Annotated in this window: 12 protein-coding genes and 1 tRNA gene; 8 read left to right on the top strand and 5 right to left on the bottom strand. The window is 72.1% G+C overall.

Features of this window, described 5'->3' with window-relative positions; translation table 11 throughout:
* Positions 1-51 precede the first annotated feature (51 nt).
* The 3 genes from AB0F13_RS09805 to AB0F13_RS09795 form a co-directional block, all read right to left on the bottom strand.
* Entirely contained in the window at positions 52-939 is an 888-nt protein-coding gene (locus AB0F13_RS09805) for a cellulose-binding protein (RefSeq protein ID WP_362077910.1), read from the bottom strand.
* A 194-nt stretch (positions 940-1,133) separates the two neighbouring features.
* Complete coding sequence (locus tag AB0F13_RS09800) at positions 1,134-4,244, bottom strand: SUKH-4 family immunity protein (RefSeq protein WP_362078089.1); 3,111 nt, start codon at positions 4,242-4,244, stop codon at positions 1,134-1,136.
* 8 nt (positions 4,245-4,252) lie between these two features.
* Positions 4,253-5,260, bottom strand: coding sequence for an SMI1/KNR4 family protein (locus AB0F13_RS09795; protein ID WP_362077907.1), 1,008 nt, complete (start codon positions 5,258-5,260; stop codon positions 4,253-4,255).
* 345 nt (positions 5,261-5,605) lie between these two features.
* Here AB0F13_RS09795 and AB0F13_RS09790 point away from each other — a divergent pair, with 345 nt between their 5' ends.
* Together AB0F13_RS09790 and AB0F13_RS09785 are read left to right on the top strand one after the other, a co-directional pair.
* A complete protein-coding gene (locus tag AB0F13_RS09790; protein WP_362077905.1) occupies positions 5,606-6,145 on the top strand; it encodes a YwqJ-related putative deaminase in 540 nt (179 codons plus the stop codon).
* Between the two features lie 9 nt (positions 6,146-6,154).
* Complete coding sequence (locus tag AB0F13_RS09785; protein ID WP_362077903.1) at positions 6,155-6,667, top strand: SUKH-3 domain-containing protein; 513 nt, start codon at positions 6,155-6,157, stop codon at positions 6,665-6,667.
* Between the two features lie 39 nt (positions 6,668-6,706).
* Here the strand turns inward: AB0F13_RS09785 and AB0F13_RS09780 are convergent, their stop codons facing one another.
* Positions 6,707-8,086 carry a histidine kinase gene (locus tag AB0F13_RS09780; RefSeq protein WP_362077900.1) on the bottom strand — a complete coding sequence of 460 codons (1,380 nt, stop codon included), beginning with the start codon at positions 8,084-8,086 and terminating at the stop codon, positions 6,707-6,709.
* 146 nt (positions 8,087-8,232) lie between these two features.
* Between AB0F13_RS09780 and AB0F13_RS09775 the strand changes: the two genes are divergently transcribed.
* The 6 genes from AB0F13_RS09775 to pth all read left to right on the top strand — a co-directional run bounded on the left by AB0F13_RS09775 (position 8,233) and on the right by pth (position 13,134).
* Positions 8,233-8,931, top strand: a complete 699-nt coding sequence (locus AB0F13_RS09775; RefSeq protein WP_362077897.1) for a hypothetical protein — start codon at positions 8,233-8,235, stop codon at positions 8,929-8,931.
* Positions 8,932-8,942: 11 nt separating this feature from the next.
* Positions 8,943-9,013: transfer RNA gene (locus AB0F13_RS09770), tRNA-Gln, on the top strand.
* 117 nt (positions 9,014-9,130) lie between these two features.
* Positions 9,131-10,588 (top strand): bifunctional UDP-N-acetylglucosamine diphosphorylase/glucosamine-1-phosphate N-acetyltransferase GlmU, encoded by a 1,458-nt coding sequence (glmU, locus tag AB0F13_RS09765; RefSeq protein WP_362077894.1) that lies wholly within the window; start codon positions 9,131-9,133, stop codon positions 10,586-10,588.
* 72 nt (positions 10,589-10,660) lie between these two features.
* Positions 10,661-11,638 (top strand): ribose-phosphate diphosphokinase, encoded by a 978-nt coding sequence (locus tag AB0F13_RS09760; protein WP_362077891.1) that lies wholly within the window; start codon positions 10,661-10,663, stop codon positions 11,636-11,638.
* A gap of 227 nt (positions 11,639-11,865) precedes the next feature.
* On the top strand, positions 11,866-12,441 hold the full coding sequence (locus AB0F13_RS09755; RefSeq protein ID WP_362077888.1) for a 50S ribosomal protein L25/general stress protein Ctc: 576 nt from the start codon (positions 11,866-11,868) through the stop codon (positions 12,439-12,441).
* Between the two features lie 102 nt (positions 12,442-12,543).
* Positions 12,544-13,134, top strand: a complete 591-nt coding sequence (gene pth / locus AB0F13_RS09750; RefSeq protein WP_362077885.1) for an aminoacyl-tRNA hydrolase — start codon at positions 12,544-12,546, stop codon at positions 13,132-13,134.
* A gap of 93 nt (positions 13,135-13,227) precedes the next feature.
* On the opposite strand, the gene ppc is transcribed toward pth, so the two are convergent.
* Complete coding sequence (ppc, locus tag AB0F13_RS09745; RefSeq protein WP_362078086.1) at positions 13,228-15,915, bottom strand: phosphoenolpyruvate carboxylase; 2,688 nt, start codon at positions 15,913-15,915, stop codon at positions 13,228-13,230.
* Positions 15,916-16,021: the final 106 nt, after the last annotated feature.

Here is a 16,021-nt window from a genome sequence, read left to right as displayed (position 1 = left end):
TGTCCCGCCCGCCCTGCGCGGGCGGGGCAGCGCCGCCCGGCCGGCGTCCCGTCAGCCGGCGTCCGCGTCCTCGGCCACCGGCTTGCCCGTCAGGGCCGCCAGGCTGTGCCGGACGTGCGCCATGTGCGACTTGAGCTCCTCACGCCGCTCCTCGTGCTCGCGCAGCACCCGCTCGGTGTCCCGCGCGATCCGCTCCTCGCGCACCCGGGCCTGCGCGATCACCGCCGCCGCCTGCGCCTCGGCGTCCTCCTGGCCGTGCCGGGCGGCCTCCTCCGTGTCGGCGTAGCGCCGCCGCGCCTCACCGAGAGCGGTACGCGCGTACTCCTCCAGCGCCGCCACGCGCGCGTCCATCGCCGCCTCGCGCTCGGCGATCTCACGGCCCGCCGCGTCCCAGCGCTCGGAGTGCTCCTTCTCCTGCTCGGCCAGCACGTGCGCGCAGCGCTGCTTCATGTCCTTCAGCGCGGCGAGGGAGTCCTCGCGCCGCTCCTTGACCTCATGGCTCACGCTCGACCGCAGCCCGTCGGCGACCGTCTGGGCGGCGAGCAGCGCCTGCCGCGCCCACTCCTCCGCCTCGGCCCGTACCGCCACCGCGTACTCGTGGGCCGCGTCGCGGAGCTGACGGGTGTACGTCTGGGAGGCCTCCTGCACCGCGGCCACCTCGGCCTCGGCGCGCTCCCGCAGCCCCCCGGCCTCCAGCTCGGCGGTGGTCACCAGGCCCTGCGCGCGGGGGCCCAGGGTTTCGTACGTCTGCGGCGGAAGCTTCGCCACCACCTGGACGAGACGCCGGCCCTCGTCCTCCATCTCGCGCGCGAGGACGGTCAGCCGTGCGGCCCGCTCCCAGGCGGAATCCCGCTGCCGGGCGCACTCCGCCATCGTGCTGTCGACCTGCTCCGGCCGGTAACCGCGGCCCCGTACGACAGCGAAACCGTCAGGAGACACCGATGAACTCATCCTTGTAGCCCCTTATATCCGGAAATCCGGTATGCGACAGGTCTGGCGTACATCATTCCCGGACAAGCGGAGCGCCCATGACGCGACACTCCGCGGCGCAGGGCACAGGGCGCCCGACCCCGGCCCTCCCGTGGACGGGGCCGGGGCTACCCTGCGCCGTCCACGCACGCCTCGGCCGGCCGCTAGAAGAGACCGTCCCACATCTGCTCCAGCAATACGGCCCACCAGTTCTCCGGCGACGACAGGGCCGCCGGGTCCAGTGCGGCCAGCTGGTCCTGAAAGTCCACGGTCCAGCGCCCGGCCTGCTCCGGCGTCAGCCCGTACCGCCAGCGCCACATCTTTCCGAGCAGCGCCAAAGAGCGAACGAACTGAGGCAGGCTCGTGTTGACGAACTGCGGTGGCACGGGGTGACCGTCCGGGCCGGCCTCCACGGGCACGGCCACGATGTGCGCCGTGCCGTACTGCACGCACAGCTGGCGGCCGTAGTCGCTGCCCATGACGAGGTACGAACCGGCGTCCGACGCCGGGCGCACGCCCCGCTCGGCCGCCAGCTCCGCCAGCGTCGGCACGGGACGGCCGGCCTGCGCCTGGCCCCAGAAGAACGGGCCGAAGTCCACCGGCAGCCCCGCCCACACGAGCGTCTGCGCGACCACGTCCGGCACGCCCTGACGCGAGACCGCACGCTGGTCGAACCGGAACACGCCCTGCGGGCCGAACGCCTCGGCGAGTTCCCGCCCGATCACATCGGGCCCCACCGGCGGCGCCGGCCGCACCTGGCCCGCGTGCGGCAACGGCACCCGGTTCGGCGCCGGCCGCGCGGGGCCGTCCGCCACCTGGTGCAGCTCACCCTGATGCTCCACCAGGTGCCGCACGCCCTGCTGCCGGGTGACGTGGTCCCGCCCGTACGCGGCCGTGTGACTGATCCTCACCTGCGGCCACGACTCACGGATCATCCGCGCGCAGTACCCGCCCGGCAGATCGCACGACTCCAGCTCCGTGTGCAGCTCCAGCACCTGCTGCGGCGGCACGTTCATGGCACGCAGCTCATGCAGGATCTGCCACTCCGGATGCGGCGTCCCCGGCGCGCTGCGCCGGATGAGCTGCTGCTCGGACCCGTCCTGCGCCCGGTAACGGAGCACGGCCATGTAGCCGGGCCCGACCGTGGGCACACCGCTGGGCGCCGCCTGCGGGTAGCCGTAGGAGGGCACGGGACCCTGCGGCGGCTGCGGAGCGCCGGGCGCGCCGACGCCGGGGCCGGCCAGCATCGTGGCCGCGGCGTGCACCCCACCTGGGCCCTGCGGGGCTCCCGGGGCGGACGGCGGAGTCGCCGCACCGGGGGTGCCGGGCGGGCGGGGTGTGCCGGGGAAGGCGGGGGCACCGGGAGCGCCTGGCGCACCGGCGGTGCCGGGGCTGGCGAGCATCGTCGCTGCCGCGTGCACACCGCCGGGGCCCTGCGGGGCACCGGGCACGGGCGGACGGCCGGGAGCGCCTGGGGCGCCGGGAGCGCCGGGGGCCTGGGGCTGCCCGGGGGCGCCCGGGGCACCCGGGAAGGCAGGGGCACCGGGGGCACCGGGGGCACCGGGGGCCTGCGGCATGCCGGGGGCACCCGGCGGCTGGGCGCCGCGCTGACCCGGACCAGGCACACCCGGGGCATGCGGCACGCCGGGAACGCCCGGGGCACCGGGACCCTGCGCATGCTGACCCGGGGCACCGGGACCCTGCGGCTGCCCCGGAGCACCCGGAGCATGCGGTACGCCGGGAGCGCCGGGGAAGTCGGAGGCGCCGGGGGCCTGGGCACCCGGCTGACCGGGGACCTGCGGCATGCCGGAGGCACCGGCCGCACCCGGCAGCTGGGCGCCGGGCTGACCCGGACCAGGCACACCGGGGGCACCCGGGGCATGCGGCACGCCGGGAACACCCGGGGCACCGGGACCCTGCGCATGCTGACCCGGGGCACCCGGGGCACCCGGGCCCTGCGGCTGACCCGGACCCGGAGCGTGAAGGCCCTGCGGCTGCCCCGGAGCACCCGGAGCATGCGGTATGCCGGGAGCACCCGCACCGGGGCCCTGCGGCTGAGCCGGAGCACCCGCGGCGTGCGGCACGCCAGGAACGCCCGGGGCACCGGGACCCTGCGCATGCTGAGCCGAGGCACCCGGGGCACCCGGGGCACCCGGGGCACCCGGGCCCTGCGGCTGCCCCTGGGCACCCGGGGCATGTGGCACGCCGGGAGCACCCCGGAAGTCGGAGGCGCCGGGGGCCTGGGCACCCGGCTGACCGGGGGGCTGCGGGGCGCCGGGATGGCCGGGGGGCTGGGCGCCGGGCCGGCCCTGCGGCAGGACCGGAGCGCCCGGGAACGCCGGGGGCTGACCAGGCGCCGGCGGCATGGGAGCCGCACCGTGGTCGCCGGGGCCCGCCAGCATCGTGGCGGCGGCGTGCGCACCGTCGCCGGGGGCCTGCGGGGCGCCGGGAGCGCCCTGGGCCGCGCCCGGAGCGCCGGCTCCGAAGCCGGCCTCGTCCAGCTGGGAGATCAGCTGCGTCCGTACGTACCGGCCAGCCGGCGCGTCCGGCGCGTCCGGCGCCTCCGGGGCGTCGATCGCCGGGGCGATCGTCGTCCGCGGCAGCGCACTGCCCTGCGGCATCAGCTCGGTCTTCGCCTCCGGGCGGACCCCCGGCGGCGGGGTGTCGTCGAGGTCCGAGCCCGACAGGGCCGGGGCCAGAACGGTGGCGGGCAGGCCGACGGAACGGTCGTCACCGCCCGCCTCCCCCACATCCGCGCCGGCCCACGGCTCGGGCGCGGGCTCGGGCTCGGCCTCGGGTTCGGGCGAGGACGCAGGCCCGGGTGCCGCAGCAGGATCCGCACCGGTCGGCGCCGCAGCAGGATCCGCACTCTCCGGCGCCGGGGATCCCGTCCTGCGGTCGGGGATGCCGATCGCGTCCGCCGCGTCCTGCAGCCACTGCGGCGGACTCAGCAGGAAGGACGTCGCCTCCAGGTCCACCCGCCGTGGCGGCACCGCATCCGCTACCGGTTCGTCCACGGCCCCGTACTCCTCTTCGTACCGCCGGATCACTTCACCCACCGGCAGTCCCGGCCACAGCGTCGTCTCACCGCTGTCCCGCGCGATAACCAGCCGGACCCGGCCGCCGTCGCCCGTGGGACCGCCCTCGCGGCCCTCGGCCCAGGCCACGAAACCCAGGTCGAACTCCCGTACCTGCACGTCGCGTTGGAGATAGGACGGCACATCGCCGTTGACCCAGCGCTCCGCGCGCTCCTGCGCCTGCGCGAATGTCACCACTGCGCCGCTCACCCCTCCACCGCGACGGCGTACGCGAAGCCGCCGTCCACCATCAGGTTCGCCACGGTCTCCAGCTCCGGCGGGCCGCCGGCCAGCCGCGACAGGAACGCGTCGAAGTCCTCGCCGCAGGGCAGCAGCAGCCGCTCCACGCGCTCCGTCACCGTCCAGCCGTCCCGGTCCCGGGCGTCGTCGTACGGGCAGAACCACACCGAACCGATGGCCTCGCCGCGCACCTTGACCGCGAGGACACCGCCCTGCACGAAGCCGACACCCAGGTAGTCCTTGGTGAAGTGGTCGCGCAGGCACTTGTTGACGTAGACGAGGTCGTTGACCGCCGCCTCGTCGCGCACCGTGAAGAACGGCTGGTCCAGCAGCAGCCCCAGCTCCGCGTCGAGCGCGGCGCCCACCGGCGCGCAGCCGCCCGCCGCCTTCAGGAAGGCCCGGTACGCACCGGGCAGCCGGTAGCCGAGGTCCTCCTCGACGCCCTGGACCTGCTCCTCGGTGACCGCCAGGTCCCGCTGCGGCAGCGCGAAGTGCACCGGCCGGGTCTCCTGCAGCGGACGCGTGCCGCGCTTGTCGTGGTCCACCGCGGCCGTCGACAGCCCGCCGTGGTGCCGCAGCAGCGCCTTGACCTCCGCGGGAACCAGCTCCAGTCGGCGCGTACGGGCCACGTGATGCCACGTCCAGCCGTGCGGCGTCGCCACCGGCGACAGGCTGGCCCACAGCTCGTGCCCGGCCGCGTGCTGGGCGGCGTTGGCCGACACGTAGTCGGTCAGCCGCAGCTCGTCGACGCCGAAGCCCTCCGGCGGCTCCTCGATCTCCGCGGCCGCACGGGCGTAGGGCGAGAAGTCCGGATAACCCTCGTCGTCGATCCGCACCCCCTTGGGGTAGCGGCCACGCCGCACCGGGTCCGGGAAGTGCACGACCTGCCCGGCGTAAGCCGCGTTCGGCGGCGCGGCTTGTTCCCCGGCCTGAGGGCCGGGGGGTACCCCCAGCCCGAGCCGACCTGTCGTCATGGCTGAAGCCCCCTGCTGACTGTGTCTCCTACAGGACCACTGAAGACCCGGACATGCGGCGGACGCCGGGAACACTCGTGACCGACAGCCTATGCGGTGCCGCAAGAAAGGCACCTCCGGCACGGGCCCGCCCCCGCCCACCGACCGTCAGCGCACACGCTTGCAGGTGCGTACGAACCCGTACCAACGGATGTCGTCCTGACGTCGTCCCGCGACAACTCGTGACCCCACAGTGATCATTCGACACACCTGGCGCACGCAACACCGACCTGCCTTCCGCACCCGCCATCCCATTTGGCAGGCTGATCCCCGCAACAGGGGGATTGCACGGGAGGGAACACCGCCATGCACACAACGAAGGACCGCCGAGCCGCCGAGGAGGGCACCGGCACGCCCGGCGACCCCCGGCTCACCTGGAGCTCCACCGAGGACGCCGACCGGCCGCCCGTACTGCTCCACCGCCGCGACGGCATCCTGCCCGCCGTGGCAGCCGCCCTGTCCGTCCGCGGCGAAACCCTCACCTGCACAGCGGGCAAATCAGACCAACCGCCCAGACTTCACCCTCTGGTCCAGGACTTCCTCGACACCCTCACCAGCGAACGACGCGAACGCTTCACCGGCCGCTGCCCCGAGACCGTACTCCTGACGCGCTACCTCACCGGCTTCGAAGCCGGCCGCAGCAAACGCGCCGCCCGCAAACCCCTCACCCACAGCGAGGCCCGCCGCGCCCTGAAGCAGGCAAAACTGACCGCCCGCCACATCCGCGAGGACGGCGACCCCCGCCACGGCGCCTACGCCCCTCCCTGCCGCTCCTGCACCGCGCTCCTGACCCACTTCGGCGTACGGACCGTCGACCCCGGCGCCCCGACCAACGGCAGGAACTGACCGCCACCCATGCGCGCATTCGACCGCACCGCAGCCACCCGCTTCCCCGTCAACGTGGACGCCGCCCTGCGCGAAGCCGGCTGGCAACCCGGCCGCTGGGACATCAAAACCGCCGAGAACTGGGCCGACACCCTGCGCGCCCACACCTCACCCGCCGGCCACCGGCACACCGTCTTCCCCGCCGCCGTCGAGGCATGGGCCGAATTCGGCGGACTCCACATCAGCTCCACCGGCCCCGGCCGGCACATCGCCCCCACCCCCTTCCACATCGACCCCCTGCACGGCCTCCACCTCGCCCGCACCGTCGCCGACCTCGGCCGCGCCCTCGGCGCCGACGTCTGCCCCCTCGGCCAGGAACTGGACGACCAGGCGCTCCTCGTCATCGACGCACACGGGCGCGTCTACAGCCTCGACCACACCGGCGACTGGTACCTCGGCTCCGACATCGACCACGCCATCGGCACCCTCGTCACCGGAACCCGGCCCTCACGCCTCTCCGCCACCGGCCCGGCGCACACATAGCGCAGGACACCGCGAACCCTGCCCCCACCCACCGCACGCTCAGCGCCGGTCGGGTATCACCGCCGAGACGCGGAACCCACCGGCGTCCGTCGGCCCGCACACGAAGACACCGCCCAGCGCACCCACCCGCTCGCGCATGCCGACCAGTCCATTGCCACCGCTCGGCAGCCCCGGGCCCGCGCCCGCGTCACCGGCCGACGGACCGTTCTCCACCTGCAGCGCCACCTCGGCCCCCCGGTGCGCCAGCCGCACCAGCGCCTTCGCGCCCGGAGCATGCTTGTGGACGTTGGTCAGCGCCTCCTGCACCACCCGGTACGCGGTCTGCTCCACGTCCGGCGCATACGAACGCCCGTCACCGCTCACCGACAGCTCCACGGCCATTCCGGCCGCACGGGACTGCCCGACGAGATCCTCCAGCCCCTCCAGGCACGGCCCGCCGTCCCCGTGCTCCGCCCCGTCCCCGTGCTCCGCCCCGTCACCGCCCGACGGCACCCGCACCCGCGCCGAAGCCGCCACCGCCACGGCCGCCAGCCGCTCGGACTGCACCGCCGAGGACGCCGGCCCGCCGGCACCCCGCCCCGCACCCTCCGGCGCCGTGCGCAGCACCCCCAGCATCTCGCGCAACTCCGTGAGCGCCTGCCGGCCCATGTCACCGACCAGCCCCGCGTTCCTCGACGCCTTCTCCGGGTCCTTCAGCGCCACCGCCTGCAGCGCCGCCGCGTGCACCACCATCAACGACACCCGGTGCGCCACCACGTCGTGCATCTCCCGGGCGATACGGGTCCGCTCCTCGTTACGGGCCCACACGGCCCGCTCCTCGGCCCGGTCCGCCAGCAGCGACAGCTCGCGCTCCAGCCCGTCCGCCCGCTCCCGCAAGCTCTCCACCAGGCGGCGCCGGGCGCCCACGTACAACCCCAGCAGCACCGGCGGCGCCGTCAGCCCCAGGGCCATCACCACGGAGAACGTGATCATCGCCCAGAGCCCGGGGTGGTAACCGTCCTCCGCCGTGTCCTGATGGAAGCGGGCGATGGCCACCACCAGCGTGCCCGCCAGCGACGCCCCCGCGAGCACCACGATGATCCGGCGCGGCACCTCCGAAGCAGCAAGCGTGTACAGCCCGACGATGCCGAGCAGGAACCCCATCTCAGCCGGCGTGGTCGCGATCGACACCAGCACCACAGCGACCGGCCACCGCCGCCGCAGCACCAGCGAGGCACCCGCCGGCGCGCCTATGAGCCCCCCGAGCACGGCCGGCATCCCCACGTCGTGCGCGAAGGAGATCCCCTCCAGCACACACTCCAGCGCCGACGCCAGAGCCAGCACCACATCCAGCACCAGACCGCGCCGCCGCGCCCACCACCACGGCCCCATGGGCGCGCCCCGCGCGCCCTCCTCCGCGATTGCCCCCGTTGTGGTCATACCACCCAGACTACGGGCGGGTGCCACCGGTTTTCCTGCTCGTACGACAGCGCGTGCCGCACCCGAAAGCGACACATTTCGCTCGAACTATTGAATCGGTCGCGGATTCGAAGCCTCCGCCCCCGGCAGGCCCAGAGGCTGTCCTCATGGTCCAAGCGAAGACAGACATGCGGGCCCGCGCCCGCGAGCTGCGACTGGCAGGGAAGACGTACGACGAGATCGTCGCCGAGCTGGGGGTGGCGAAGAGCTCGGTGTCGCTGTGGGTGCGGGATCTGCCGAAACCCGAGCGACGCATAAGGGAGCACTGCCGCGCGATGGCCGAGGCCCGCTGGGAGCCGATCCGGCAGGCGCTCGACCTGGAACGCCGACAAGCGAAATCCACCGCAGCGAAAGAGATCGGCACACTCTCCGATCGCGACCTGTTCATCGCGGGTGTCGCCCTGTACTGGTCCGAGGGCACAAAGAGCAAGTCGCACCGGCCTAGCGAGCGGGTCACCTTCGTCAATAGCGACCCGGACATGATCAGCCTCTACCTGGCCTGGCTGCGCCTCCTCGGCGTCGATCAGAGTCGCCTCAAATTCCACCTCTTGATCCACGAGTCCGCCGATGTCGCCGGGGCGGAGCGCTTTTGGGCAGAACACGTCGGCCCCGACGTCGGCAGCTTCGGCAAGACGAGCCTCAAGAAGCACAATCCGAAGACCGTCCGCAAGAACACCGGCGAGGACTATCGAGGATGCCTCGTGGTCCGCGTCCTGAAGGGAGCCGACCTGTACCGTCGCATTGAAGGCTGGTGGTACGGCATAGTGGTCTCTGCATGTCAGTCCGATCAAGAGAATCGGACATAACGGACGAACTATCCCGGGTCGTCTAAAGGCAGGACAAATGGTTTTGGTCCATTGAATGAGGGTTCGATTCCTTCCCCGGGAGCTCAAAGTTCGAATGCAGAGGGTCCTGACCACCAGGTCAGGACCCTTGCGCGTTTCCCCCCTCTTACGCCCCGGTATCCTGCGGGTGTCCACCCCCTCGAAGCCGAAGGGCACACCCGTGAGCGCCAACCGCCCGGCAGCCGTCGTCGTCCTCGCAGCGGGTGAGGGCACCCGCATGAAGTCGGCCACCCCCAAGGTCCTGCACGCGATCAGCGGCCGCTCCCTCGTCGGACACGTCGTCGCCGCCTCCCGCGAGCTGGACCCCGAGCACCTCGTGGTCATCGTCGGGCACGCCCGCGAGCAGGTCTCCGCGCATCTGGCCGAGATCGACCCCGGCGTCCGCACCGCCGTCCAGTACGAGCAGAACGGCACCGGCCATGCCGTGCGCATGGGCCTGGAGGAGCTGTCGGACAACGGCATCGCCCTCGACGGCACCGTGGTGGTCGTCTGCGGCGACACCCCGCTGCTCACCGGCGAGACGCTCCGGCGGCTCTCCGGTACCCACGCCGCCGACGGCAACGCCGTGACCGTGCTCACCGCCGAGGTGCCGGACTCCACCGGCTACGGCCGCATCGTGCGCGACGAGGCCACGGGTGCGGTGACCGCGATCGTCGAGCACAAGGACGCCACCGAAGCGCAGCGCGCCATCCGGGAGATCAACTCCGGGGTGTTCGCCTTCGATGCGCAGCTGCTGGCGGACGCGCTCGGCAAGGTCCGTACCGACAACAGCCAGGGCGAGGAGTACCTCACCGACGTCCTGGGCATTCTGCGCGAGGCCGGGCACCGGGTGGGGGCCGCCGTGGCGGGCGACCACCGGGAGATCCTGGGCATCAACAACCGGGTGCAGCTCGCCGAGGCCCGCAGGCTGCTCAACGAGCGGCTGCTGCACGCCGCGATGATGAGCGGCGTGACGGTCGTGGACCCGGCGACGACGTGGGTGGACGTGACGGTGACGTTCGAGCCGGACGCGCTCGTGCAGCCGGGCACGCAGCTGCTCGGTGCCACGCACCTGGCCACCGGCTGCGAGGTCGGCCCGAACAGCCGCCTGACGGACACCACGGTGGCCGCCGGTGCCCGGGTGGACAACACCGTGGCGGATTCCGCGCTGATCGGTGAGGGTGCGCTCGTGGGCCCGTACGCCTATCTGCGGCCGGGTACGCGGCTGGGTGCCAGGTCGAAGGCCGGCGCGTACGTCGAGATGAAGAACGCCGAGATCGGCGAGGGCACGAAGGTGCCGCATCTGTCGTACGTGGGCGACGCCACGATCGGCGACCACACCAACATCGGCGCTGCGAGTGTCTTCGTGAACTACGACGGTGTGAACAAGCACCACACGACGATCGGCTCGCACTGCCGCACCGGATCGGACAACATGTTTGTGGCTCCGGTCACGATCGGGGACGGCGCGTACACCGCAGCCGGCTCGGTCATCACCAAGGATGTGCCCCCGGGTTCGCTCGCTGTCGCCCGTGGCCAGCAGCGGAATATCGAGGGTTGGGTTGCTCGTAAGCGCCCGGGAAGTGCCGCCGCACAGGCCGCTTCCGCAGCTCGCCAGGAGCCCGACGGCGAGCAGTGACCGTGACGCGGGACGCCGTCTGGGGCGTACCGTGATAAGCGCACTCAAAGCGACATCCAAGGAGACTGTGCTGTGACCGGGTTCAAGACGACCGGCGAGAAGAAGCTGATGCTCTTTTCCGGCCGCGCCCACCCCGAGCTTGCCGAGGAGGTCGCGTACCAGCTGGGCGTCGGCCTGGTCCCGACCAAGGCCTTCGACTTCGCCAATGGCGAGATCTATGTCCGCTTCCAGGAGTCGGCGCGCGGCGCCGACTGCTTCCTGATGCAGAGCCACACGGCTCCCATCAACAAGTGGGTCATGGAGCAGCTGATCATGCTCGATGCTCTGAAGCGGGCCTCCGCCCGGAGCATCACCGTGATCCTGCCGTTCTACGGCTATGCCCGTCAGGACAAGAAGCACCGTGGCCGTGAGCCCATCTCGGCCCGCCTGATCGCGGACCTGATGAAGACCGCGGGTGCCGACCGCATTCTCACGGTCGACCTGCACACGGACCAGATCCAGGGCTTCTTCGACGGCCCGGTGGACCACCTGTTCGCGCTGCCGATCCTCGCCGACTACGTGGGCGCGAAGGTGGACCGCGACAAGCTGACCATCGTCTCCCCCGACGCCGGCCGGGTGCGGGTCGCCGACCGCTGGTGCGACCGTCTGGGTGCGCCGCTGGCGATCGTCCACAAGCGTCGCGACAAGGACGTGGCCAACCAGGTCACGGTTCATGAGGTCGTCGGTGACGTAAAGGGCCGTGTCTGCGTGCTCGTCGACGACATGATCGACACCGGTGGCACGATCTGCGCCGCAGCCGAAGCGCTGTTCGCACACGGTGCCGCGGACGTCATCGTGACGGCCACGCACGGTGTGCTCTCCGGTCCGGCCGCGGACCGGCTGAAGAACTCGAAGGTGAGCGAGTTCGTCTTCACCGACACCCTGCCCACCCCGAACGAGCTGGAGCTCGACAAGATCACGGTGCTGTCCATCGCGCCGACGATCGCGCGGGCCGTGCGCGAGGTGTTCGAGGACGGTTCGGTCACGAGCCTCTTCGACGAACTGGGCTGAACGAACCGGGCTGAGCCGGGCCCGGCTGATGTAACGATCATGCAGGCGTGCTGATCGATTTCGGAGCGGCCTCCCCACCGGGTAGACTCATCGAGTTGCTCGGCGAGGGAGGCCGCACCGCTTTTCACGAAGCGCGGTGTGCGGCGGTCCGTTATCGACGCGCTCTTCGTAGCAGGCCTGTCGTGGGCCGGGTAACCGCCCCATTGACTGCTCACGAGGAGTGCACCATGGCTGAGGTCAAGCTCACCGCCGCCGCCCGTACCGACTTCGGCAAGGGCGCTGCCCGCCGCATCCGCCGCGAGGCCCAGGTTCCGGCCGTCATCTACGGTCACGGCGGCGAGCCGGTCCACGTGTCCCTGCCGGGCCACGACCTGATGATGGCGCTGAAGACCCCGAACGTCCTGCTCTCCCTGGACATCGAGGGCCGCACCGAGCTCGTCATCCCCAAGCAGGTCCAGCGTGACGCCCTCAAGGGCTTCATCGAGCACGTCGACCTGCTGGTCGTCGAGCGCGGCGAGACCGTCACGGTCGAGATCCGCGTTCAGACCGAGGGCGACCTGGCCCCGGGCGGCAACCTGCTCGAGCACACCCTGACCGCCCTGCCGGTCGAGGCTGAGGCCACGCACATCCCCGAGTCCGTCACCGTCTCCATCGCGGGCCTCGAGGCCGGTGCCTCCGTCCTCGCCAAGGACATCGTCCTGCCGGCCGGTGCCGCGCTGGCCGTCGACGGCGAGACCGTCGTCCTGCACGTCGTCGCCGGTTCGGTCGAGGCTGCGGCCGGTGCCGAGGGCACCGAGGCCTGATCCTCGGATCCCCGGTACTCCGGATAACTCCGGTTTTTCTTTGCGACCGCCGTCCTGCTCCACTGGAGCGGGGCGGCGGTTGGCTATGAAGGAGATATGCAGATGACGGACGACTCGAGCCCCTGGCTGATCGTGGGCCTCGGCAACCCCGGCCCCGAGTACGCGGGCAACCGCCACAACGTGGGCTTCATGGTGGCCGACCTGCTCGCCGAACGGATGCGGGCGAAGTTCAAGGCGCACAAGGCGCGGGCCCAGGTCGTGGAGGGCAGGCTGGGCGCGCCCGGTCCGTCGGGCCGCCGGGTGGTCGTCGCCAAGCCGATGTCGTTCATGAATCTGTCGGGCGGGCCGACGGCCGCGCTGCGCGACTTCTACAAGGTGCCGGTCGAGCGGATCGTGGCGGTGCACGACGAGCTGGACATCGACTTCGGGCAGCTGCGGCTGAAGCTGGGCGGCGGTGACAACGGCCACAACGGCCTGAAGTCCATCACGAAGGCGATGGGGCCGGACTACTGCCGGGTGCGCTTCGGCATCGGGCGGCCGCCGGGCCGGATGCAGGTGGCGGACTTCGTGCTCAAGGACTTCTCGTCCACCGAGCGCAAGGAGCTGGCCTTCGAGGTGGACCGGGCCGCGGACGCGGTCGAGACGCTGATCGTCGATGGTCTGGAGCGGGCGCAGACCACGTACAACGCGTAGACCCCCGCCCCTTTTGTCCTCAATCGCCGGACGGGCTGGATCGCCGGCCCGTCCGGCGATTGAGGACCGGGGTCCGGGGCGGAGCCCCGGCGGTCAGCCGGTGTTGCGCAGGCCGGCGGCGACACCGTTGACGGTCAGGAGGAGTGCCCGTGACAGCAGGGGGTCGGGTTCCTCGCCGCGTGCGGTGGCCTGGCGTTGCCGGGCCAGGAGGGTGACCTGGAGGTAGGAGATCGGGTCGAGGTAGGCGTCGCGGATGTGGAAGGTCTGGCGCAGGACGGGGCTGGAGTCCAGGAGCTGGGTTTCGCCGGTGATGCGCAGGACTTCCTGGACGGTGAGGGCGTGTTCGGTCTTGATGGTGTCGAAGACGTGCCGGAGCTCGTCGGGTACGAGGGTGTCGACGTAGTGCTGGGCGATGCGCAGGTCGGTCTTGGCCAGGGTCATCTCGACGTTGGAGAGGAAGTTCTGGAAGAAGTGCCAGCGGGTGTGCATTTCGTCCAGGACCGTCTCCAGGCCTGCTTCGCGGGCGGCCTTGAGGCCGGAGCCGACGCCGTACCAGCCGGGGACGATCTGGCGGGACTGGGTCCAGCCGAACACCCACGGGATGGCCCGTAGTCCGTCCAGGCCCGCCCCGGAGTCCGGGCGCCGGGAGGGGCGTGAGCCCAGGTGCAGCTCCGCGAGCTGGTCGACGGGGGTGGAGGCGAAGAAGTAGGCGGGCAGGTCCGGGTCCTCGACCAGGCGCCGGTAGGCGCCGTGGGCGGCGTCGGAGACGGTGTCCATGGCCGCGTCCCAGCGGGCGAGTGCCTCATCGGACTGGCGGGGGGCGGTGTGCAGGGCGGAGGCCTGCAAGGTCGCGGCCACGCTCAGTTCGAGGTTCTCGCGGGCGAGAGCGGGGATGAGGTACTTGTCGGAGATGACCTCGCCCTGCTCGGTGACCTTGATCTCGCCCTCCAGGGTGCCCCAGGGCTGGGCGAGGATCGCGTCGTGGGTGGGGCCGCCGCCCCGCCCCACGGTCCCGCCCCGGCCGTGGAAGAGCCGCAGCCGCACCCCGTAGCGGTGGGCGACGTCACGCAGACGGCGCTGGGCACGGTGGATCTCCCACTGCGAGGTGGTGATCCCCCCGAACTTCGAGGAGTCCGAATAGCCCAGCATGACTTCCTGGACATCACCGCGCAGGGCGACCAGGCGGCGGTAGGAGGGGTCGGCGAGCATCTCGTCGAGGATGCGGTCGGCTTCCTTGAGCTCGTCCGTGGTCTCCAGCAGCGGCACGATCCCGATCTTCGCCCACCCCGCGTGCAGATCCACCAGACCCGCCTCACGGGCCAGCACCGCAGCCGCGAACACATCATCGGCGCCCTGGCACATCGAGATGATGTAGGACTCCACCACCTCCGGCCCGAACCGCTCCAACGCCTCACGGATCGTATGGAACACCCCCAGCGTCTTCGCACCCCCGGCATCCAGGGGAGCGGGGCTGGGTGCGAGCGGGCGGCGTGAGCGCAGTTCCTTGGCGAGCAGCCGGCGGCGGTAGTCGCGGGGCATGTCGGCGTAGCGCCAGGACTCCTCGCCGAGGCGGTCGAAGAGCTGGCCGAGGGCGTTGTGGTGGGCGTCGGCGTGCTCGCGGACGTCCAGGGTGGCCAGGTGCAGGCCGAAGGCGGCGAGGGTGCGCAGGACGCGCTCCAGCCGGCCGTCGGCGATGAGCCGTCCGCGGTGGGCGCGCAGCGAGTCCTGGATGAGCTGGAGGTCGGCCAGCAGCTCGCCTGTGCCCAGGTAGTCGCGGCCGTCCTGGTGTGTGGTGCCCTTGGCCAGGCGCTCGCGGGTGTTGACGAGCTTCTGGCGGATGCAGGTGGCCTTGAGCCGGTAGGGCTCCTCCGCGTTCAGCCGCTTGTAACGGGGGCTGATCTCGGGCAGGAGTTCGAGGTCGCGCTGCAGGGAGGTCAGCAGCTCCTCGGTGGCTCCGCTGTTGCGGATGGAGTTCGACAGGGCCCCGCGCAGGACGTCGATCAGTTCGAGGGCGTCGGTGATGCCGTGCTCGTGCTGCAGTATCAGCACGTCCCAGGTGACCTGGGGGGTGACGTTCGGGTTGCCGTCGCGGTCGCCGCCGATCCAGGTGCCGAAGGTCAGCGGACGGGTGTCGGCCGGAAGGGGGACGCCGACGCGGTCGAGCTCGGCGGCGAGGTCCTCCAGGACGTCGCCGACGGCGTTCGCGTGCAGTTCGTCGAGGTAGTAGATGGCGTTGCGGGCCTCGTCGGTGGGCTCGGGGCGGGCCACGCGCAGCTCGTCGGTCTGCCAGAGCAGGTCGATGTTCTCGGCCAGGCGTACGTCGGTGCGGCGGCTGTCGCCGCTGCCGAGGGTGTCCAGGAGCTCGGCGATGCGGCGGAGCTTGTTGAGGACGCTGCGCCGGGCGGCCTCGGTGGGGTGCGCGGTGAAGACCGGGCGCACGCCGAGGTGCTGGACGGCATGCCGCAGGTGCTCGGGGTCGGCTTCCTTGAGCTGGTCGGCGGTGCGGGCGAGGATCGAGCCCTCGTCGTCGCGCTTGGCGCGCAGTTCGCGGCCGCGGTGGACCTGCTCGGTGACGTTGGCCAGGTGGAAGTAGGTGGAGAAGGCCCGTACGAGCTTGGCGGCGGTCTCCGGGTCCGTGGCGCCGAGCAGCTCGGCGGCGGCCACGCCGTCCGTACGGGTCAGGGCGCGTACCCGTTCGACGAGGGCGAGGAGCTCCTCACCCTCCTGGCGGACGAGGGTCTCGCCGAGGATGTCGCCGAGGCGGCGGATGTCGGCGCGCAGGGCGGCGCTGCGCTGTGCGGCGGCGTCGTCCTCGCTGAGCTGCGGGTTTCCGGCGGCGACGGTGATGTGGTCGGCACTGCTCACAGGTGCGGCTCCTTGCAGTGTT

It is taken from the genome of Streptomyces sp. NPDC026206 (genome assembly GCF_040638465.1).
Lineage (GTDB): Bacteria > Actinomycetota > Actinomycetes > Streptomycetales > Streptomycetaceae > Streptomyces.
Note: the sequence above shows the minus strand (reverse complement) of the source record. Positions and strands in the feature narration are given on the sequence as shown.